The organism is Streptomyces sp. Act143, assembly GCF_003143935.1.
Classification (GTDB): domain Bacteria; phylum Actinomycetota; class Actinomycetes; order Streptomycetales; family Streptomycetaceae; genus Streptomyces.
In genome coordinates, this window is record NZ_QFRX01000001.1 from 3001144 (window position 1) to 3022074 (window position 20931).

Sequence of the window (20931 nt, forward strand, 5' to 3'; positions counted from 1 at the left end):
AGCAGGCCCCCCACCGCTACCAACCCCGGATACGGCACGGGGTTACGGGTTGCCTCAAGATCCTTGCCGTGACGGAACCGTTGCCGTTCCGTCGGAAGTCCCCCACAGCGAGCGCATAGTGTGTGATGCCGTTCCAACAGGTCGTGAGAACACCCCGGGATCAGCGCGGAATCGGCGCGGGGTCGACGCGGGGGAGAACGAACCGGTGTGATATCGCGCCGTGTTCGACGTGGGCTCACGGCCACCGCGTCAAGTTCGTTCACCTCAGGGGGAGTCAGATCATGCGATCCACAAGGCCGTCGTTCACCGCCCGCAGGGCCAGGGGCGCGCGGCGCAGAACCTCCCCCGTCCTGGCTGCCGTCGCCCTCGCGTCGGTGCTCGCGCTCACGGCCACCGCCTGCGAGTCGGGCGACGACCAGGCGGCGGGCGGCAGCGCCTCGGCCTCGGCTTCCTCGGACGGAAAGATCACGATCCCGGACGACATCAAGGACCGGCTGAAGGAGCACGGGATCGATGTCGACAAGTGGAAGGACGGCGCCTGGAAGGACTGGAACAAGGACGACTGGCTGCGCGAGGCCCAGGACTTCGTCAACCCGATCATCGAGGGCCTGTGGGACCCGGACCGCATGCGCGGCGCCGAGGACCCGGACCAGGGCAAGGGTGTCGACGACAGCGACATCTCCGGGGACCAGGGCGTGACCGACCCGGAGCCGGCGCCGGTGGACGCCAAGGCCGTGCCGGCTACGTACCACGACAGCGTCCCCGTGGCGGGCAAGGTGTTCTTCGACTCCCCCGAGGGCACGATGGTCTGCTCGGCGACGGTCGTGCAGGACCCGGCCAACCCCGGCAAGTCCAACATGGTGTGGACCGCGGGCCATTGTGTGCACGCCGGCAAGAAGGGCGGCTGGTACCGCAACATCGCGTTCGTGCCCTCGTACAACAACGACGCCATGTCGACCGCGGAGTTGGAGAAGGCCTCCCGGGAGGACGTCGCTCCGTACGGTGTCTGGTGGGGTGACTGGGCGCAGACCTCTGACCAGTGGATCGAGCAGGGAGGCGAGACGGGCGGGGACGGCGCCTCGTACGACTTCGCGGTCATCCATGTGACGCCGGAGAAGGGCGGCTCGGGAAAGTCCCTTGAGGAGACGGTCGGTTCGGCCCTCCCGGTGAACTTCAACGCCCCTGCCGCGACGAAGATCCAGAGCATGACGGCGACGGGTTACCCGGCGGCGGCGCCGTACGACGGCGAGACGATGTACCAGTGCCAGGACAAGCCGGGGCGGCTGTCGATCAACGCGTCGGACCCGACGATGTACCGCATCGGCTGCACCATGACGGGTGGTTCGTCGGGTGGCGGCTGGGTCGCGACCGGTTCGGACGGCAAGCCGGCGCTGGTCTCCAACACGTCCATCGGCCCGGTGACCGCAGGCTGGCTGGCCGGACCGCGGCTGGGTGACGTGGCCAAGGGTGTCTACGACTCGGTCAGCGAGAAGTTCGCCGGTCAGTGACGGGGTCGGCGGCGGGGTGGGGCCAAGAAATCTTCACCACCCCGCCGCCGTTCACCCTCAACTGCCCGGGCATAGTGGGGTGTCGCGCACGGGGGCGCCTTTTTCCCTAGTGACGCGCGCATGACATAACAGCACGACAACAGCTCCAACGGGGGTCAACGCACCATGCGTTCCACACGTACGTCCCGTACGTCAGCGAAGCGGCAGCGCACCGCGCTCGCCGCCACCGGCCTGGTCGCCGCCCTGGCGCTCACCGCGACGGCCTGCAACGGCTCGGACGAGGCCAGCGACAAACCCGAGGCCACCGCCTCCCAGGCTGCCGACAGCGGCAACGACAAGATCCAGATCCCGGCCGACATCGCCGCCAAGCTCAAGGAGCACGGCATCGACGTCGACGACTGGAAGGACGGCGGCTGGAAGAACTGGGACAAGGACAAGTGGCTCAGTGAGGCCAAGGACTTCGTCAACCCGGTCATCAAGGGTCTGTGGAAGCCGGAGCGGATGAAGTCCGCGAAGGAGGCCAACAAGACGTACTCGACGAAGGACGCGGCGGCCGACGCGGGCGTCACCGACCCGGACCCGCTGCCCGTCGAGGCGTCCGCGGAGAAGACGCCGTACCACGAGAACGCGGCACCGGTCGGCAAGATCTTCTTCGACACCCCCGAGGGCACGGCAGTCTGCTCGGGAACGGTCGTCAAGGACGTCAACCACCCGGGCAAGTCCAACCTGGTGTGGACGGCCGGCCACTGCGTGCACGCCGGCTCGGGCGGCGGCTGGTACCGCAACATCATGTTCGTCCCGGCCTACAACGACTACGGCAAGTCCGAGGCGCAGCTGACCGACTCCAACCCCGCGGAGATCGCGCCGTACGGCCAGTGGTGGGCGGACTGGGCCTCCACCTCCAACGAGTGGATCGCGGGCGGCTCGGAGACGGGCGGTGACGGAGCGGCGTACGACTACTCGGTGCTGCACGTGAAGCCGGAGTCCGGCGCCAAGTCGCTGGAGGAGACGGTCGGTGCCGCCCTGGACATCGACTTCTCCGCCCCCTCCGCCACCGAGGTCGCCAAGATGGGCGCCTGGGGCTACCCGCAGGCGGCGCCGTACAACGGTCTGAAGATGTTCAAGTGCATCGACCAGCCCGGCCGCCTGTCGCTGAGCACCACGTTGCCGACGATGTACCGCATCGGCTGCACCATGACCGGCGGTTCGTCCGGCGGCGGCTGGTTCCGGGTGGTGGACGGTGAGACCAAGCTGGTCTCGAACACGTCGATCGGCCCGGCCGACAACACCTGGCTGGCGGGCCCGCAGCTGGGCGCGACCGCCGAGGCGATCTACCAGAACATGAGCAAGACGTACGGCGGCAAGTGACGCCCTACGCGCACGAAGGCCCGCCCCTCACATCTTCCGTTCTAGTGGTCGTTGCAACACCCCAGTTCAAGGGGTGCGATGGACTCCAAGTTTCGGGAGATCCGGACGGCTCAAGGGCCGACGAAGCTGCTGCGTGAGCGGGAGGCATACTTCCGGCTCATGCAGCAGGGCTTCAGCAACAACCAGGCGTGCCTGATCGTCGGCGTCAACTCGAAGACGGGCCGCCGGTGGCGCAACGGCCGCAACGCCGACCGCAAGCAGAAGGCGGCACCTCCGGTTCGGCCGGTGGTGCCGCCTTCGGGTCCGTCGCGGTACTTGCGCGGGGACGAGCGGATCTATATCGCCGACCGTTTGCGAGAAAGGGCCGCAGTCCGGCAGATCGCCGCTGAACTGGACCGCAGTCCGTCCACCATCAGCCGGGAGATACGCCGCAACCGCACCGCCGGAACCCGTGGCCTGGGGCACTGTCGCCCGCACGCCGCCCAGGCCCGCGCGGAGGCCCGTCGGCCTCGCCCTAAGCCCGGGAAGATCGGGCAGAACCCCGAACTCCGCGCCTTTGTCCAGGACCACCTGGACCTGCGGTGGAGTCCTGAGCAGAGCTGCCAGGCCCTGCGTGCCCAGTTCCCCGACCGGCCGGAGATGCACGTGGTCCACGAGACCGTCTACCAGTCGCTCTACGTCCAGGGCCGGGGCGAACTACGCCGTGAGACCTCGCCAGGGCGTTGCGGACGGGGCCGCACCCGGCGCAAGCCCCGCCGCCAGGCACAGCAGCGCCAGCCCCGTTTCCGCGATCCGATGATGATCAGCGAACGGCCTGCCGAGGCCGGGGACCGGGCGGTGCCCGGCCATGGGGAAGGCGACCTGATCATCGGCAAGGACGGCGCCTCCGCCATCGGCACCCTGGTCGAACGCTCCACCCGCTACGTGATGCTTCTGCACCTTCCCGGCGGCCGTGGCACCGAGCTGGTCCGTGACGCCCTGGTGGAGACGGTCCGGACACTGCCGGCCCATCTGAAGCGGTCCCTGACCCGGGACCACGGGGTGGAGATCGGACGCCACCGCGAGTTCACCGTCGCGACCGACATCCCTGTCCACTTCTGCGACCCGGCCGGCCCCTGGCAGCGCGGTTCGAACGAGAACACCAACGGTCTGCTCCGGCAGTACTTCCCCAAGAGCACCGACCTGTCCGTCCACACCCGCGAGGACCTGGACGCCGTCGCTGCCGAACTCAACGGACGCCCACGCAAAACGCTCGGCTGGGAAACCCCAGCCGAGCGCCTGCATAGACTGCTCACGGCCTGATCAACACGACCGCGTGTTGCGACGACCCCTAGAAAGCGCCCTCACGGGACCCGGGCCTTCCCATATCAAGCGGTCCTGCTGTTATGCCACCGGCGCCGGAACGTACGGCGCCAGATCCGCCGCCAGCTCCTCGTGCACCCGCACCTTCAGCAGGGTGCCCTCCGGGGTGTGCTCCTCGGAGATCACCTCGCCCTCGGAGTGGGCACGGGCGACGAGCTTGCCCAGCGTGTACGGCACGAGCGCCTCGATCTCGACCGAGGGCCGCGGCAGCTCGTTGTCGATGAGCGCCAGCAGTTCCTGGATGCCCTGGCCGGTACGGGCCGAGACGGCGATGGAACGCTTCTCGATCCGCATCAGCCGCTGCAGCGTCAGCGGGTCCGCCGCGTCGGCCTTGTTGATCACGACGATCTCGGGTACGTCGGTGGCGCCGACGTCCCTGATCACCTCGCGCACGGCGGCGAGCTGCTCCTCCGGGTTCGGGTGCGAGCCGTCCACCACGTGCAGGATCAGGTCGGACTCGCCGACCTCCTCCATGGTGGAGCGGAACGCCTCGACCAGGTGGTGCGGCAGGTGCCGTACGAAGCCGACGGTGTCGGCGAGGGTGTACAGGCGCCCGCTGGGCGTCTCGGCCCTCCGGACGGTCGGGTCCAGGGTCGCGAACAGGGCGTTCTCGACCAGGACACCGGCGCCGGTGAGGCGGTTGAGCAGGGAGGACTTGCCGGCGTTGGTGTAGCCCGCGATGGCGACGGACGGCACCTTGTTGCGCTTGCGCTCCTGGCGCTTGATCTCGCGGCCGGTCTTCATCTCCGCGATCTCCCGGCGCATCTTCGCCATCTTCTCGCGAATCCGGCGCCGGTCCGTCTCGATCTTGGTCTCACCGGGACCACGGGTGGCGAGACCGCCGCCCTTGCCGCCGCCCATCTGACGGGACAGCGACTGACCCCAACCCCGCAGCCGCGGCAGCATGTACTGCATCTGCGCGAGCGCGACCTGCGCCTTGCCCTCCCGGGACTTGGCGTGCTGGGCGAAGATGTCGAGGATCAGGGCCGTACGGTCGATGACCTTGACCTTGACGACGTCTTCGAGGTGGATGAGCTGGCCCGGGCTGAGCTCACCGTCGCAGATGACGGTGTCAGCGCCCGTTTCGAGGACGATGTCCCGCAGCTCGGTGGCCTTGCCGGAGCCGATGTAGGTGGCCGCGTCGGGCTTGTCACGGCGCTGGATCACGCCGTCGAGCACGAGCGCGCCCGCGGTCTCCGCGAGGGCGGCGAGCTCCGCGAGGGAGTTCTCCGAGTCCTGCGCGGTCCCCGAGGTCCAGACGCCGACGAGCACGACCCGCTCCAGACGGAGCTGTCGGTACTCGACCTCGGTGACGTCCTCGAGCTCGGTGGAGAGGCCCGCCACGCGGCGCAGAGCCGCGCGCTCGGAGCGGTCGAACTGCTCGCCGTCCCGCTCTCCGTCGATCTCGTGGCTCCAGGCGACGTCCTCTTCCATCAGGGCATCGGCCCGAAGACCTTCGGGGTATGTGTGCGCGAAGCGCTGTGCGTCCTGGGAAAAGGATGAAGAGGAGGTCATTGGATCCTTACGTCGTTGGGGATGCCGATTCGGCGATCGTGACTTCGTCACTGGTCACAACGCACGAGTACCCCGGGAGATTCCCGTGTCCCGTGCCGCGCCGACCCGAAGATGGTCGCACGGGACGGGGCGTCTCGTCACCGCCTTATTTGCCCACCGCGACGGACTTCCAGTCCGGGTGGCCCGGCATCGGCGGGGTCTTCTCTCCGTACAGCCAGTCCTGGAAGAACCCGCCGAGGTCGCGTCCGGAGAGCTCAGAGGCGAGGGAGACGAAGTCCGCGGTCGTGGCGGTGCCGTCCTCGTGGCGGCTCACCCAGACCCGTTCCAGGCGCTCGAAGGCCTCGCGGCCGATCTCCTGGCGCAGGGCGTAGAGGGCGAGCGCGGCTCCGTCGTAGACGTTCGGGCGGAAGATGCTGATCTTCTGGCCGGGGTCCGGCGCCTTGGGCGCGGCGGGCGGGCCGCCGGCCGCGCGCCAGCGGTCGGAGGCGCCGTACGCCGCCTTCATCCGCGCCTCCATCGACTTGCCGGCCTTCTCCTCGGCGTACAGCGCCTCGTACCAGGTGGCGTGCCCCTCGTTGAGCCACAGGTCGGACCAGGTAGCCGGGGCGACGCTGTCGCCGAACCACTGGTGGGCCAGCTCGTGGACCATGATCGACTCGACGTACCACTTGGGGTAGGCGGGCTCGGTGAAGAGCTCTCTCTCGAAGAGAGAGAGCGTCTGCGTCTCGAGTTCGAAACCGGTGTCGGCGTCCGCCATGAGCAGGCCGTACGTCTCGAAGGGGTAGCGGCCGACCTTGCTCTCCAGCCAGGAGATCTGGTCCGGGGTCTTCTTCAGCCAGGGTTCGAGCGCCTTGCGGTGCTTGGTCGGCACGACGTCGCGGACCGGCAGCCCATGCGGGCCCCTGCGGTGCAGCACGGTGGAACGGCCGATGGACACCTGGGCGAGCTCGGTGGCCATGGGGTGCTGCGTGCGGTACGTCCAGGTGGTCGTCCCGGCGGCCCGGTCGACGCCGGTCGGCAGCCCGTTGGCGACGGCGGTGTAGCCGTCGGGCGCGTTGACCCGGATGGTGAACATCGCCTTGTCGGAGGGGTGGTCGTTGCAGGGGAAGACCAGGTGGGCGGCGTCGGCCTGGTTGGCCATGGCGAGCCCGTCGGTGGTCCGCACCCAGCCGCCGTCGCGGTCGTCGGACGACACGGGGTCGCTGGTGTGGCGCACGGTGATCCGCATCCAGCTGCCGCTGGGCAGCTCCTCCTCCGGCGTGACCACCAGGTCCTCACCGGCCTCGGCGAACGACGCCGGCTCGCCGTCGACGTCGACCGACTCGACCTCGCCGTGCGCGAAGTCGAGGTTGATGCGGTCGAGAGAGGTGGTCGTCCAGGCGTCGATGGTGGTGACGGCCTTCAGCGGCTTGGTGTTGGAGCCGGGATAGGTGAAGGAGAGGTCGTACGACGCGACGTCGTATCCGGGGTTGCCGAGGTGCGGGAAGAGGCGGTCGCCGACACCGAGCGGGGCGGCGGGGGCGCTCGCGGCGACGAGACAGACGGAGACGGCGGAGGCGAGCAGCGCGGCCGCCTTCAGCCGCCGGGGCGTCCTGGCGTGGGGGGTGAGCAGCATGCACCACCGCTACCAGCGCACGCGCGCGTGGCGGCGCCGACGCGCGACCGGCCCACCCGAACGAGTGCGACCGCCCTTGACCTCGCCTCGGCCTGACGCCTCATGACTGGACTGACGCGCAGACGCGACCCGACGGCTCATGGCTGACGCACAGACGGGACCCGACAACCTCCGGCTGGCCTTTAGGCGCCCCCGACGACCCACGGCTGGCAGTCAGGCGCGCCCCGACCGGGCACCGCTCTCACAAGGCCCACCCTGACCTGTCGCGGGACGCACAAGGCTGCCCACCCCGGCGGCGGAACACGGCTCACACAGCGGCCCGGCCCAGGCGGAGAACCCCACCCGCGCGGGGCATGCCACACAGAGCCCGGTCCCACGCGGGGCATGCCACACAGAAGCCCCCTCCCGCGCGCGTCACGCCCCCGACGTCTGCGCCCGGCTCACGTCGTACACCCCGGGTACGTTCCGCATCGCCCGCATCAACGCGGGGAGCAGGGCCGCGTCGGGGAGGTCGACCGTGTAGGTGTGGCGGACGCGCTGCTGGCTGGGGGGTTCGACGGTCGCCGAGACGATCTCGGCGCCTTCGAGGGCCATGGCTTCGGTGAGGTCCGCGAGCAGATGCGGGCGGCCGAACGATTCGGCGTACAGCGTGACCCGGCACGCGGCGGTGTCACCCCAGCGCACCCCGACCTCCGTACGCCCGGAGTCCTTCATGCGGGCGACCGCTGGACACCCGACGCGGTGCACGGTGACCGCTCCCCCGCGCACGGCGAAGCCGGTGACGTCGTCGGGCGGCACGGGCGTGCAGCAGCCGGCCAGGCGCACGGTCGCGCCGGGCTGGTCGACGAGGACGTCGGCGGTACGGGGTCGAGCCGGCGCGGCGTCGGTCGTACGCGGACGGGGTCGCTGGGCATCGGGGGCGGACAGGGTGCCGGCGGCCCCGGTGGGCGCCTCGGCGGAGGGTCGTGGCCCCTCGGGGCGATTCACCGTGCCGTGCAGGCTCTCGCTCAGGCCCTCCCCCGGCACCTGGGGCGCGGGATGCGTGGCCAGCCAGCGCTGGATGGCGATCCGCGCGGCGGGCGTCTGCGCGTGCTCCAGCCACTCTCTGGAGGGTTCCGAGGCCGGGTCCTGCCCCATGAGGAGCTGGACCGTGTCGCCGTCCTTCAGCACGGTGCTCAGGGTCGCCAGCCGGCCGTTCACGCGGGCGCCGATGCACGCGTGCGCGTCCTCGCCGTACTGCGCGTACGCGGCGTCCACACAGGTCGCGCCCTCGGGCAGGCCCAGCGTGCCGCCGTCGGGCCGGAAGACGGTGATCTCGCGGTCCTGGGCGAGGTCCTCGCGCAGCGTCGACCAGAACGTGTCGGGGTCGGGCGCGGCCTCCTGCCAGTCGAGGAGCCGGGAGAGCCAGCCGGGCCGGGTCGGGTCCTCGCGCTCGCCGTCGACGGGCTCCTCCGACGGAGAGGCGACGTAGGGATTTCCGAGCGCGATGACGCCGGCCTCGGCGACCTTGTGCATCTGGTGCGTGCGGATGAGGACTTCGGCGACCTGGCCGTCGGGGCGGGCGACCGCGGTGTGCAGCGACTGGTACAGGTTGAACTTCGGTACCGCGATGAAGTCCTTGAACTCCGAGACGACGGGCGTCAGACAGGTGTGCAGCTCGCCGAGGACGCCGTAGCAGTCCGCGTCCTCGTTCACGAGCACCAGCAGCCGGCCGAAGTCCGCGCCGCGCAACTGGCCGCGTTTACGGGCCACTCGGTGCACGGAGACGAAGTGCCGTGGCCGGATGACGACTTCGGCCTGGATGTCGGCGTCCCGCAGGACACCGCGCACCTCGTCGGCGATCTCCGCGAGGGGGTCGTCCGTGCGCGAGGCGTTGTCGACGATCAGCTCGCGCGTGTGCTCGTACTCCTCGGGGTGCAGGATCGCGAAGACCAGGTCTTCCAGTTCGGTCTTGAGCGCCTGCACGCCGAGTCGTTCGGCGAGCGGGATGAGGACGTCGCGGGTCACCTTGGCGATGCGCGCCTGCTTCTCCGGGCGCATGACGCCGAGGGTGCGCATGTTGTGCAGCCGGTCGGCGAGTTTGATCGACATCACGCGGACGTCGCTGCCGGTGGCCTTGAGCATCTTGCGGAAGGTCTCCGGCTCGGCAGCGGCGCCGTAGTCGACCTTCTCCAACTTCGTGACGCCGTCGACGAGATAGCGGACCTCGGCGCCGAACTGCTCGCCGACCTGATCGAGCGTCACATCGGTGTCCTCGACGGTGTCGTGCAGCAGGGATGCGGTCAAGGTGGTGGTCTCGGCGCCGAGTTCGGCCAGGATCAGGGTGACGGCGAGCGGGTGCGTGATGTAGGGCTCGCCGCTCTTGCGCATCTGGCCGCGGTGCGAGGACTCGGCCAGGACCCAGGCGCGGCGCAGGGGTTCGAGGTCGGCGTCGGGATGGTGGGCGCGATGGGCCTCCGCGACATGGCCGATGGCGTCGGGCAGCCGGTCGCGGGCGGCCGGGCCGAGCAAGGCGGCGCGGCCCAGGCGACGCAGGTCGATCCGCGCCCGCCAGCGCGCCGCGGGCCCGGTTACCGGACCTGGGGTCGCGGGGTTCGTGGCCTCCGCACTCATGGGCACCTCCGGCTGCATTGACCGGCGGACGGGGTGCCCCAGGGCGGACACGGCACAGGGGATGTCATCGGTCCCCCGTCCGGGCCGGTGCTTGATGCTACCGAGCCCATCACGCGCGGCTGACCGCCTCTCGTCGAGCGTGAAACGGATCACCCATTCGAGCGACGGTTTTCAGGTTTACGATTTCGCGCCACCCGACCTGCGGTTCTCCGTCGTTTCGTGTCACCGAAGGCGGGTGAGGCTGCGGATTCCAGTGTTCCGAACCGCCGGAACCCGCCTTTCACTCACTCAACGCGCGGCGTTTTCCAGCCATTCCCGGTCGATCTCGCCCTCGGCCACAATCACGGCCGGGCCGGTCATCTCGATCTCTCCGTCGGGCCGCTCAGTGATCACGAGCGTGCCGCCGGGCACGTCGACGGTGTACGTCGCCGGGGTCCCGGTCACCGCGGGATCGACGCCGTCCCTGCGGGCGGTGGCCACGGCGACGGCGCACGCGCCCGTGCCGCAGGAGCGGGTCTCGCCGGCACCGCGCTCGTGCACCCGCAGGGCGACGTGCTGCGGGCCGCGGTCGACCACGAACTCCACGTTGACCCCGTCCGGGTAGGCGGAGGCCGGGCTGAAGGGCGGCGCGTCGTACAGGGTGCCCGCATGGGCGAGGTCCTCGACGAAGGCCACGGCGTGCGGGTTGCCCATGTTCACGTTGCGCGCGGGCCAGCTGCGCTCGCCGACACTCACCTGGACGTCCCCCTCGGGGAGGCGGGCCTTGCCCATGCCGACGGTGATGTCGCCGTCCTTGGCGATGTGCACGGTCTTCACGCCCCCGCGCGTGGCGACGGCGAGGTCGCCCTCGGTGGCGAGCCCGGCGTGCTGGAGGTAGCGCGCGAAGACGCGGACGCCGTTGCCGCACATCTCGGCGATCGAGCCGTCGCCGTTGCGGTAGTCCATGAACCACTCCGCCTCGGCGGCCATGTGCTGCGCCTCGGGGTGGGCGGCGGATCGCACGACGTGCAGCAGCCCGTCACCACCGATACCGGCCCGGCGGTCGCACAGGGCGGCGACGGCGGCGGGGGGCAGGTCGACGGCGTTCCCGGGGTCCGGGACGATCACGAAGTCGTTCTCGGTGCCGTGGCCCTTGAGGAAGGCGATCCGCGTGCGCGTGCTCATGCGTCGATCGTACGGGGTGGGTACGACAGCCGGTCATCGACGGTCGTATGGCAGCTCACACACCCGCGCGTGCCGCTGCGGCGGCCGACCACACGCCGCTCGGAGCGACGCCACGCGCGCGTGGCCGCAGGCCCTACGGCACCCGCACGCGCGCGTGCGGATCAGCGCAGGCGCGCCACGCGCCACACGGCCAGCACGACCACCGCGGCGACGATCACGACGTACAGGAGCACCACGCGCCAGTCCGGGCGTCGGCCTGAGCCTCTCGGCGGCAGGCCCGGCAGGGTGTACCCCACCCGGCGCGCGGCCATCATGCCCCAGCCCGCCGCGCACGAGCAGATCAGCAGGCCCAGCATGGCGATCACGGCCCCGCTGTCGCCGAAGTCGAAGGCGAGCGGGAAGGCGAACATCAGGGAGCCGAGCGCGGCCAGGGCGACGATGGGGGCGAGTTGCCAGATGCGCATCCGGCGCTGCGGGCGCAGCTCGACCTCGACCTCGGGACCGTCGGCGAACATCTCCTCGGGCTCGGGGCCGTCGGCGATCACGCCGCCTTGCGTCTCGTCGGGCCCGTCGGGGCTCAGACGGTCCTCGTCCTGCTCCGGTTCACCGCTGTCTGCGGTGCGGGGCTCGGTGCTCCGTGCGGTGTCGCGAGGGCCGGCCTCCATCGCCACGCGCCCTCCCAACTCGGACTCCACTTGGTCGATCGAAGCTCGATGATGGCACGGCGCCGGAGGCCCGGATGACGGCCTGAGCGTCCCGATGCCAGGACGTGATCAGGCTGTAACCGGTCGTTCGACCAACGCCAGTGCGAGCTTTGGAAGTTCTGTGAGATCCGCCGCAGCCCCACTGAGCCAGTGCACTCGCGGATCGCGTCTGAACCACGAATCCTGACGGCGCGCGAAGCGCTTGGTGGCGCGTACGGTCTCGGCTCGGGCCTCCTCCAGGGTGCACTCCCCGGAGAGCGCCGCGAGCACCTGCTGGTAGCCGAGCGCACGCGAGGCGGTGCGCCCCTCGCGCAGCCCCCGCGCCTCCAGCGCCCGCACCTCGTCGACCAGTCCGGCGTCCCACATCCGGTCGACGCGGCGCGCGATCCGCTCGTCGAGTTCGGGGCGCTCCACGTCGACGCCGATCTGGACGGTGTCGTAGACCGAGTCATGGCCGGGCAGGTTGGCGGTGAAGGGCTTGCCGGTGATCTCGATGACTTCCAGGGCCCGGACGATCCGGCGGCCGTTGCTGGGCAGGATCGCCTGCGCGGCCTCCGGGTCGGCGGCGGCCAGGCGGGCGTGCAGCGCGCCGGAGCCGCGGAGGGTGAGCTCCTCCTCCAGGCGGGCCCTGACCTCCGGGTCGGTGCCGGGGAACTCGAGGTTGTCGACGGCGCCACGGACGTAGAGGCCGGAGCCGCCGACCAGGATGGGCCAGCGTCCCTCGGCGAGCAGCGCGTCGATCCGCTCGCGGGCGAGGCGCTGGTACTCGGCGACGGAGGCCGTGACGGTCACGTCCCAGATGTCGAGGAGGTGGTGCGGGACGCCGCCGCGCTCCTCGGGCGTCAGTTTGGCGGTGCCGATGTCCATCCCTCGGTAGAGCTGCATGGAGTCGGCGTTGACGACCTCGCCGCCGAGACGCTGGGCCAGGAAGACGCCCAGATCGGACTTTCCGGCCGCGGTCGGTCCGACGACGGCGATGACTCGGGGGGCGGGGGGTGCGCTGCTCACCGCCCCAGTCTCGCAAACGTCGCGCCGTGGCCTCGAACGAGTTACGTGACGGCACGGGTGCGGGGTCGTTGCCTGTTGCGAGGTTTCCGCCGCCGGTTCGCAGAGGCGGCACCCCGGTCGACGCAAATGGGCGCACCGGGCGACGCGGGATTTCGCCCGCACGAGTACCGTATGGAGCTGATATGGGTGTTTTCGCACGACTTCTCCGGAGGTCGAAAGCTACGGAGGAGACGTCAACCGCCGAGGCCACGGCCGCCACGCTGACGGCCGAACCCGAGGCGGCGGCCGCAGACACGGTGGCGGCGAAGGAGTCGGCCGAGGCGCAGCCCGAGGCCGGGACCGAGACCGAGACCGAGGAAGCGGCTGCGTCTGCGGAGTCGAAGGCCGAGACGGAGACGGAAGCGACGGCGGAGACCGGCGCGTCCGGTGCCGCCGAAGGCGTCGACATCCCCAAGCAGCAGTCCGCCGAAGAGGCGGCCGACAGCGAGGCCGGCGAGAGCGCCCGCACGTAACTGCCCCGCGCGGGAAGGTGAACGATGGGCCTCCTGGACAATTTGAAAGCCAAGCTCAACCCGGCCAAGGACAAGGTCTCCGGCCTCGCGCAGCAGCACGGGGACAAGATCCAGCACGGTCTCGACCGGGCCGCCAAGGTCGTCGACGAGAAGACCAAGGGCAAGTACAGCGACAAGATCCAGACGGGCACGGGCAAGGCCAAGGACGCCATGGACCGACTCGCGCACAAGGACGACGGTGGCACGGGCGGCACGACCACGCCCCCGACCGCACCGCCGCCCGCTTCCTGAACGGACCAGGGACGCGGCCGCCCAGCGGCGGACTCGCGTCATCGACGGACGGCCGCGGAGCACACGCTCCCGGCCGTCCGCCGTTGCACGGGCAGGGCCGGGAGACGTGTGTCAGGACCAGGCCGCGACCATGTACCCCACTCCGTACGGCGCGTCCTCGTACAGCAGTTCCCCACCGAGCCCAGCCCCCTCGGCCGCGCCCGCGAGGACCTGCCACGGGGCCCGGCCGGACGCCTTGAGCTCGTACGCCAGCTCGGCGTCCAGCGCTTCGAGGGCCGGTACGTCCGCCGCCCCGAGGGCCCGCGCGACCTCCGCGTCGAAGGGGGCGGCGCGCTCGTCGAGATATCCGGGCGCCTTGAGGGTGCGGCAGGCGCTGGCGTCGCCCATCACCAGCAGCGCCACGCGCCCGGCCCGCGCGGCGATGTCCCTTCCGACTTCAATACACCGCTCGGCCGCGAGAGGTTCCCCCACCCCGAGTCCCTCGATCGGGGCGTGCGCCCAGCGGGTCCTCGCCAGCAGCCACGCGGCAACGGAGAGCGAGGTCGGAAGCGTGGGCTGCGACTCGTCGCCGTCCCCACCCGGGTCGGATCCCGGACCCAGGCGTACGTCGACGTCCACGCCGAAGCCCCGGAACGAGCCCCGCGCCCCCTCGGCGTGCGTCCCTCGTCCGCCCTGCTCCGCGGGCCCGATCACCACGAGCAGGTCCGGCCGGGCGGCGGCGAGCACGCCGAGCGCGTCCGTGCAGGCGGCACGCGCGGCATCCAGTTCGGGCGCGGCGCCCGCGGCGACCTCGGGCACGAGGAGGGGCGGGCAGGGGCAGACTGCGGCGGCGACAAGCATGATCGGCAGCGTAACGCCGTAGGGCGCCGACGCGTCACTCCGTGACGGGCACGTCCATGAGATCGATGCCGTACGGCGCCGAACCTCACCACAGCGCCGGCTCCGCACCCCGTACCGCACCGAACCCCACCACAGCCCCGGCCCCGCACCCCGTACAGGCCGGCGCCGTGTCCCGCACAGCGCCGCACCCCGTGCGGCGCCGTCCTCGTGCCGTCAGTGGGCCGCGCAGCCCCCCGTCGCCGCCGGCAGCGGTGCCGGGACGCCGATCTGGGGCAGCCCGAGCATCACGCCCGCCGGCTTGGCCGCCTCGGCCGCGTTGCGCTTCTCCCAGGCGTCGCCCGCGCGCGTACGGCGCACGCTCAGGACGGGGCCCTCGGCGAGGAGGTGGTGCGGGGCGGCGTACGTGATCTCGACCGTCACGACGTCACCGGGGCGCACTTCCTCGTCGGGCTTGGTGAAGTGGACCAGGCGGTTGTCGGGGGCGCGGCCGGAGAGGCGGTGGGTGGAGCCGTCCTTGCGGCCCTCGCCCTCGGCGACCATCAACTCCAGCGTGCGGCCGACCTGCTTCTTGTTCTCGTCCCAGGAGATCTCCTCCTGGAGGGCGACGAGCCGCTCGTAGCGCGCCTGGACGACCTCCTTGGGGATCTGGCCCTCCATGGTCGCGGCCGGGGTTCCGGGGCGCTTGGAGTACTGGAAGGTGAAGGCGTTCGTGAAGCGGGCCTCGCGGACCACGTGCATGGTCTGCTCGAAGTCTTCCTCGGTCTCGCCGGGGAAGCCGACGATGATGTCGGTCGAGATCGCGGCGTCCGGCATCGCGGCCCGCACCTTCTCGATGATCCCGAGGAAACGCTCCTGCCGGTACGAGCGGCGCATCGCCTTCAGGACCGTGTCCGAGCCGGACTGGAGCGGCATGTGCAGCTGCGGCATCACGTTGGGCGTCTCGGCCATGGCGGCGATGACGTCGTCGGTGAAGTCGCGCGGGTGCGGGGAGGTGAAGCGGACGCGCTCCAGGCCCTCGATCTTCCCGCAGGCCCGCAGCAGCTTGCTGAAGGCCTCGCGGTCGCCGATGTCGGAGCCGTACGCGTTGACGTTCTGACCGAGCAGCGTGATCTCGGAGACGCCCTCGGAGACCAGGGCCTCGATCTCGGCGAGGATGTCGCCGGTGCGACGGTCCTTCTCCTTGCCGCGCAGCGCCGGGACGATGCAGAAGGTGCAGGTGTTGTTGCAGCCGACGGAGATCGAGACCCAGGCGGCGTAGGCGCTCTCGCGGCGGGTCGGCAGCGTGGAGGGGAACGCCTCCAGCGACTCGGCGATCTCGACCTGCGCCTCTTCCTGCACGCGCGCGCGTTCCAGCAGGACCGGCAGCTTGCCGATGTTGTGCGTGCCGAAGACGACGTCCACCCAGGGCGCCTTCTTCACGATGGTGTCCTGGTCCTTCTGCGCCAGGCACCCGCCGACCGCGATCTGCATGCCGGGCCGGGAGGCCTTCCTGGGCGCGAGGCGGCCGAGGTTGCCGTAGAGCCGGTTGTCGGCGTTCTCGCGCACCGCGCACGTGTTGAAGACCACCACGTCCGCGTCCCCGTCGGAGCCCTCGGGCGCGCGCACGTACCCGGCCTCCTCCAGCAGTCCGGACAATCGCTCGGAGTCGTGGACGTTCATCTGGCACCCGTAGGTACGGACTTCGTAGGTCTTGGGCACTGAGACGTCCACTGCCGGGCTCCGGTCGCTGCTGATGGTCATGGCTCAAGGGTAGGCGGTCCCGGGAACGCCTCGCGCAGGGCCGTGACGCCCCGGGGTGCGGGGTCCTCGAGGTGAGATCACCATGAGGAGCAGGTGGCCCATGGATTCCGTGACCCCGCGCAGAGCGCTGCGCGTCCTCGCCTTCGCCGCGGCCGTGCTCTGCACGCTGATCGTCGCCGCGGCGGCCACCGCGCGCGCCACGGTCGTCTCGGCGGGCTTCTACGGGTCGGTGCTGGACGAGGAGAAGGCGTACACCCGGCTGTACAACGAGGTCCTGGTCGATCCGCGGGCGGCGGCCGTGACCCGGAGTCTGCTGGCCGGGCTGCCGGTGCCGGAGGCCGTGGTGACCTCCAACATCAAGCTGGTGCTGCCTCCGGAAACGGTCCGGGAGCTCACCCAGGAGCAGATCGACGACGTCGTCGGGTACCTGCGCGGCGACCGCGACACCCTTGCCCTGTCCGTCGATCTGCGCCCGGTGCTGGACAACGTCGACGACCTTGCGCAGATCTACTTCGGCGATCTCGTCGCCTCCGTGCAGAACCGGGCCGAGCCGGACTTCGACGCGTTCTCGGCCGATCTGTCGGCCGCCCTGGAGAACGTCGTCGCGGGACGCGTCCCCGACTCGCTGCCCGCCCTCCCGCTCACCGAGGAGCAGGCCGCCCGGGCCGCCGAGCACGTCCTCGCCGCACTGCCCGAGGAGCGGCGGGCGGGCCTGCGGCCGGAGGTCGAAGCGGCCCTGCGCGACGGGGACATCGGTGCCGTGCTCGCCACCGTGGCGCCCATGGTGGTGTCCGAGCGCACCCACGCGGCGGTCGCCCGGCTGCGGACGCTCGCCGGGGGCAGCGAGTGGAACCTGGACCGGCCGCTGGACCTCACGGCCCTGCACGAGCTCCGGCCGTACACTGCGGTCGGGCTGGGGATCGTGGAGGCCGTCGCCGCCGCGCTGCTGGTCGTCTCCCTGGCGGTGCTGTGGGCCACCGGTTCCGCCGCGCCCGGCCGGCGCCCGATGCTGCTGGGCTGGGCCCTCGCCGCCGGTGGCCTGCTCACCGCCCTGGCCGTCGTCCTCGTACGTCTCGTCGGCGACGGCCGGATCGTCGATCCGGCGCCGAGCTGGCCGACCGGCCTCGCCCGCCTCGTCGACGACCTCCAGCGCACAGCCGTCGACGACATGACGGTCGCGGCCCTGGGCAGTGCCCTGGTCCCGCTGGTGGCGGGGGCGCTGCTGGCCGGTTTCGGGTGGGCTCTCCAGGTACGGCCCCGGCTGCGGACGGCGCCGGCGGCCGCGTACGCCCGTCCGCTGGCGGCCGGTGTGAGCGCCTTCGCGCTCGCCGGGCTCGTTCTGGTGCCGCTGGCCGCGCCCTCCGCGCCGCGCCGGTGCGAGGGCAGCGTGCGGCTGTGCGACCGGCCTTACGACGAGGTGGCCTTCCTGACCTCGCACAACGCCATGTCGACCACCGTCGACCGGTTCATCGGACCGCTCCAGGACCCGGCCATCAGCACACAGCTGGACGACGGGGTGCGGGCCCTCCAGCTCGACACGTACCGCTGGGAGCGGCCCGACGAGATCACCGCGCGGCTCGACGGGTCCGACTTCTCGGCCGAGCAGCGGGCGCTGATCGCCCACGTCGTCAACAAGGTCAACCCGCCGCGTGACGGGCTGTGGCTGTGCCATGCCGTGTGCCGGGCCGGTGCGGTCGAACTGGTGCCGGAGCTGCGGGAGATCGGCGACTGGATGCGCGAGCATCCGACCGAGGTGCTCACCCTGATCGTGCAGGACGCGATCTCGGGCGAGGACACCGCGAAGGCCGTCGCACAGGCCGGGCTCTCCGACCTCGTCTTCACGCCGGACGAGAATCCCGCGGAGCCGTGGCCGACGCTGGGCGACATGATCGACAGCGGTCGGCGGCTCGTCGTCTTCGCCGAGCAGGCGGACGGCCCGGCCGCGTGGTACCGGAACTTCTACCGCTACGGCATGGAGACGCCGTTCTCCTTCCGGCGTCCCGACCAGATGAGCTGTGTGCCGCACCGGGGCGGCACCGGCAAGCGCCTGTTCCTGCTCAACCACTTCATCACCGCGGGCGGCGGCAGCCGGCTGGACGCGGGCGAGGTCAACGCGCGCGACTACGTCCTGGACCGCGTCGAGAAGTGCGAGCGGGAGCGGGGCCGGCCGGTCAACTTCGTCGCCGTCGACTACACGACGATCGGCGACGCGCGCGGGGCGGTGGACGCGCTCAACGCCCAGCGTTGAGTGGCCGGGGCGGCCGACCACCCACACGATGGGAACAAAACATGACATATGACGCCGAGAGGATCTCATGTTCCACGCCACCCCACGGCACCGCGCCGCGACCGCGCTGTCCGCACTCGTCCTGGCCGCGGTGAGCGCGGCGTCGCTCGTCTCGTGCGGTTCGGACAGCGACGACGGCGGTTCCTCGTCCAGCGCCTCCGCCGCCGCCACGGCGTCCTTCTCCGGTTCGGCCGCGTCCGCCCTCGCCTCTCTCAAGGAGTCCGTCAAGGCGTCGGTCTCGGCCGCGTCCTCCTCCGCCTCGGCACAGGCCTCCGCATGGCTCGCCTCGGTGTCCGCGGAGACCGAGCGTGCCAACCAGGCCGCCAAGAACGCGCTGAAGGACGTCGAGGGCAAGGGCAACGCCACCGCCGACGTCTCCCTGACCGGCAAACCGCGCTCGGAGACGGCCGGCCTGCTCGCCCTCGTGGTGAACATCCGCAACAGCACGGACGAGACCGCCTCCTATGCCGTCCAGGTCGACTTCCGCGACCCCGACGGCAAGGTCGTCCAGACCCGGTACGTCGGCGCGGAGGACCTCAAGCCCGGCGCGAAGGCCCAGCCGCTCGCCGTCAGCACGGAACCGGCGGAGCCGAAACTGACCGCCGTGGTCGCGAAGGCGCAGCGCTACTGATCCGCGCGGGCGCCGCGCGGCCGGCCCGCACGCCTCACGGCTCGATCAGCCCCGCGCGGATCGCGTACCGGGTCAGCTCCAGCCGGTCCCGCATCCCGAGCTTGGCCAGCAGGTTCGCGCGGTGGCGTTCGACCGTCTTGGTGCTGATGAACAGCAGCTCGCCGATCTCCTTGGAGGTGTGCCCCTCGGCGACGAGTTTGAGGATCTCCTCCTCGCGCTCGGTGACGGCCCGCGCGGGCAGCGCGTCGCCCCGGTGCAGCCGGTCCAGATACGACCGTACAAGAGCGCGTTCCGCGCCCGGATAGACGAACGGCTCGTCGCGCACGGCGCTCCGGCAGGCCGCGACCAGGTCCCGGTCGGCGACGGACTTCAGCACATAACCGCTGGCCCCGGCCTTGAGCGCCTCGAAGAAGTACTGCTCGTTGTCGTACATGGTCAGGATGAGGATGCGCAGGCCGGGCAGTCGTCGCGACAGTTCGCGGGCCGCCTGGAGGCCGGTCATCCGGGGCATGGCGATGTCGAGGACGGCCAGATCGACCTCACGCGCGCGAGCCAGCTCGACGGCCTCCGCCCCGTCCCCGGCCTCCGCCACGACCGTGAGATCGTCCTCGCCGTCGAGGATCAGTCGTACGCCCCGTCGTACGAGGGTGTGGTCGTCGGCGAGCAGTACACGAACGGGGGTCATCGGTTCCCCCGAACGAGCAATCGAACATCCGTTCCCCCGTCCGGCGCTCCCGCCAGACTCAGCTCCGCCCCGATCAGCAGGGCCCGTTCCCGCATCCCCCGGATCCCGGCCCCTTCGGTGGCGTCCCCCAGCCCCTTGCCGTTGTCGCGTACGAGGAGTTCGACACCGTCCGCGACCCGCTGGAGCCGGATCTCGGCGCGGTCGGCGGCGGAGTGCCGTGCGGTGTTGGTGAGGCCCTCCTGAGCCACCCGGTAGAGCACGAGTTCCGACTCCTCGGTCAGGGGCGGCAGTCCGCCGGGGACGTGGTGGCGCACCGTCAGGCCGGGGGCACTGAACTCGCCGGCGAGCGCGCGCAGGGCGCTGGCCAGGCCCAGCTCCTCCAGGACGCCGGGGCGCAGCAGACGGGCGATGCGGCGGATCTCGTCGAGACCCGCGCGGGTGGCCTCCTGAGCCTGGCTCACCTCCTCACGCAGCTCCTCGGGGGCCCGGTCGGCGACGCGCTTGAGCTGGAGAAGGACCGCGGTGAGGGTCTGGCCGACCTCGTCGTGCAGCTCGCGCGCGACGTGGCGGCGTTCGCGCTCCTGCGCGGACAGGGCCCGGGCGGCTCCGGCGGCGCGCTCGGCCTCCAGTCGGTCGAGCATGGTGTTGTACGTCGTGATGAGCGCCGCCGCTTCGCTGGGACCGGCCACGGCCGCCCGGGCTCCGGGCCGCAGCAGGTCGGCGGCGGCCATGGCGTGGCCAAGCCGCCGCAGCGGGGCGAGGCCGATGCGCAGGACCAGCGCGTTGGCCGCCAGCAGCAGGGCAAGGCCCACGACCACGACGACCGCCTCGGCCGGGGTCACGGGGGTCGACACGGTGACCGGGCCCAGCAGCAGCGCGGCGGCGACGACCAGGCCGGCGGCGTTGAGCGAGAAGATCCGCCAGAACAGCGACACGTTGGTGTTCCCGCCCCTCTCCCTCCGCTCCCTCGGTGCCTGCGGGGCCAGCCTCGCCCTGCCCGCGTGCTCGCGTATATCCGTGACGCCACCCATGTCGCCACCGTACGGGGCGGTGGCAGCATGCAGATCCGGCTCCCGCGATCACCGACC

At 71.3% G+C, this 20931-nt stretch carries 17 protein-coding genes; 7 read left to right on the top strand and 10 right to left on the bottom strand.

Annotated features, from left to right (window positions below; all coding sequences use genetic code 11):
* Nucleotides 1-281 precede the first annotated feature (281 nt).
* The 3 genes from DI272_RS13340 to DI272_RS13350 all read left to right on the top strand — a co-directional run bounded on the left by DI272_RS13340 (nt 282) and on the right by DI272_RS13350 (nt 4178).
* Complete coding sequence (locus DI272_RS13340; protein ID WP_109495589.1) at nt 282-1508, top strand: serine protease; 1227 nt, start codon at nt 282-284, stop codon at nt 1506-1508.
* A gap of 165 nt (nt 1509-1673) precedes the next feature.
* On the top strand, nt 1674-2876 hold the full coding sequence (locus tag DI272_RS13345) for a serine protease (RefSeq protein WP_109495590.1): 1203 nt from the start codon (nt 1674-1676) through the stop codon (nt 2874-2876).
* A 159-nt stretch (nt 2877-3035) separates the two neighbouring features.
* Nucleotides 3036-4178 carry an IS30 family transposase gene (locus DI272_RS13350; RefSeq protein ID WP_375138113.1) on the top strand — a complete coding sequence of 381 codons (1143 nt, stop codon included), beginning with the start codon at nt 3036-3038 and terminating at the stop codon, nt 4176-4178.
* 81 nt (nt 4179-4259) lie between these two features.
* On the opposite strand, the gene hflX is transcribed toward DI272_RS13350, so the two are convergent.
* The 6 genes from hflX to miaA form a co-directional block, all read right to left on the bottom strand.
* Nucleotides 4260-5753, bottom strand: coding sequence for a GTPase HflX (gene hflX / locus DI272_RS13355; RefSeq protein ID WP_109495592.1), 1494 nt, complete (start codon nt 5751-5753; stop codon nt 4260-4262).
* Between the two features lie 145 nt (nt 5754-5898).
* On the bottom strand, nt 5899-7368 hold the full coding sequence (locus DI272_RS13360; protein WP_109495593.1) for a M1 family metallopeptidase: 1470 nt from the start codon (nt 7366-7368) through the stop codon (nt 5899-5901).
* Nucleotides 7369-7782: 414 nt separating this feature from the next.
* Entirely contained in the window at nt 7783-9981 is a 2199-nt protein-coding gene (locus DI272_RS13365) for a bifunctional (p)ppGpp synthetase/guanosine-3',5'-bis(diphosphate) 3'-pyrophosphohydrolase (protein WP_109495594.1), read from the bottom strand.
* Nucleotides 9982-10269: 288 nt separating this feature from the next.
* Nucleotides 10270-11145 carry a diaminopimelate epimerase gene (gene dapF / locus DI272_RS13370; RefSeq protein ID WP_109495595.1) on the bottom strand — a complete coding sequence of 292 codons (876 nt, stop codon included), beginning with the start codon at nt 11143-11145 and terminating at the stop codon, nt 10270-10272.
* 161 nt (nt 11146-11306) lie between these two features.
* Entirely contained in the window at nt 11307-11810 is a 504-nt protein-coding gene (locus DI272_RS13375; RefSeq protein ID WP_109495596.1) for a hypothetical protein, read from the bottom strand.
* Between the two features lie 108 nt (nt 11811-11918).
* Nucleotides 11919-12857: a tRNA (adenosine(37)-N6)-dimethylallyltransferase MiaA gene (gene miaA / locus DI272_RS13380; RefSeq protein WP_109495597.1), complete on the bottom strand. Its 939-nt coding sequence runs from the start codon at nt 12855-12857 to the stop codon at nt 11919-11921.
* A gap of 182 nt (nt 12858-13039) precedes the next feature.
* On the opposite strand from miaA, the gene DI272_RS13385 reads away from it, so the two are divergent.
* Together DI272_RS13385 and DI272_RS13390 are read left to right on the top strand one after the other, a co-directional pair.
* Entirely contained in the window at nt 13040-13369 is a 330-nt protein-coding gene (locus tag DI272_RS13385) for a hypothetical protein (protein ID WP_109495598.1), read from the top strand.
* Nucleotides 13370-13393: 24 nt separating this feature from the next.
* Nucleotides 13394-13660, top strand: a complete 267-nt coding sequence (locus DI272_RS13390; protein WP_109495599.1) for an antitoxin — start codon at nt 13394-13396, stop codon at nt 13658-13660.
* 111 nt (nt 13661-13771) lie between these two features.
* Here the strand turns inward: DI272_RS13390 and DI272_RS13395 are convergent, their stop codons facing one another.
* The gene (locus DI272_RS13395) at nt 13772-14500 is read right to left on the bottom strand and encodes a class III extradiol dioxygenase subunit B-like domain-containing protein (RefSeq protein WP_109495600.1); all 729 of its coding nucleotides are present in this window, start codon (nt 14498-14500) and stop codon (nt 13772-13774) included.
* Nucleotides 14501-14713: 213 nt separating this feature from the next.
* The gene (gene miaB, locus DI272_RS13400) at nt 14714-16240 is read right to left on the bottom strand and encodes a tRNA (N6-isopentenyl adenosine(37)-C2)-methylthiotransferase MiaB (RefSeq protein ID WP_181387178.1); all 1527 of its coding nucleotides are present in this window, start codon (nt 16238-16240) and stop codon (nt 14714-14716) included.
* A gap of 100 nt (nt 16241-16340) precedes the next feature.
* On the opposite strand from miaB, the gene DI272_RS13405 reads away from it, so the two are divergent.
* Together DI272_RS13405 and DI272_RS13410 are read left to right on the top strand one after the other, a co-directional pair.
* Nucleotides 16341-18488: a hypothetical protein gene (locus tag DI272_RS13405; protein ID WP_109495601.1), complete on the top strand. Its 2148-nt coding sequence runs from the start codon at nt 16341-16343 to the stop codon at nt 18486-18488.
* A gap of 67 nt (nt 18489-18555) precedes the next feature.
* Nucleotides 18556-19158: a hypothetical protein gene (locus DI272_RS13410; RefSeq protein ID WP_109495602.1), complete on the top strand. Its 603-nt coding sequence runs from the start codon at nt 18556-18558 to the stop codon at nt 19156-19158.
* A gap of 34 nt (nt 19159-19192) precedes the next feature.
* Here DI272_RS13410 and DI272_RS13415 read toward each other — a convergent pair whose 3' ends face one another.
* Both DI272_RS13415 and DI272_RS13420 read right to left on the bottom strand, forming a co-directional pair.
* A complete protein-coding gene (locus DI272_RS13415) occupies nt 19193-19843 on the bottom strand; it encodes a response regulator transcription factor (RefSeq protein ID WP_059198535.1) in 651 nt (216 codons plus the stop codon).
* Entirely contained in the window at nt 19840-20778 is a 939-nt protein-coding gene (locus tag DI272_RS13420; RefSeq protein WP_258314544.1) for a sensor histidine kinase, read from the bottom strand. Before DI272_RS13420 ends, DI272_RS13415 begins: the two co-directional genes overlap by 4 nt.
* Between the last annotated feature and the right edge of the window lie 153 nt (nt 20779-20931).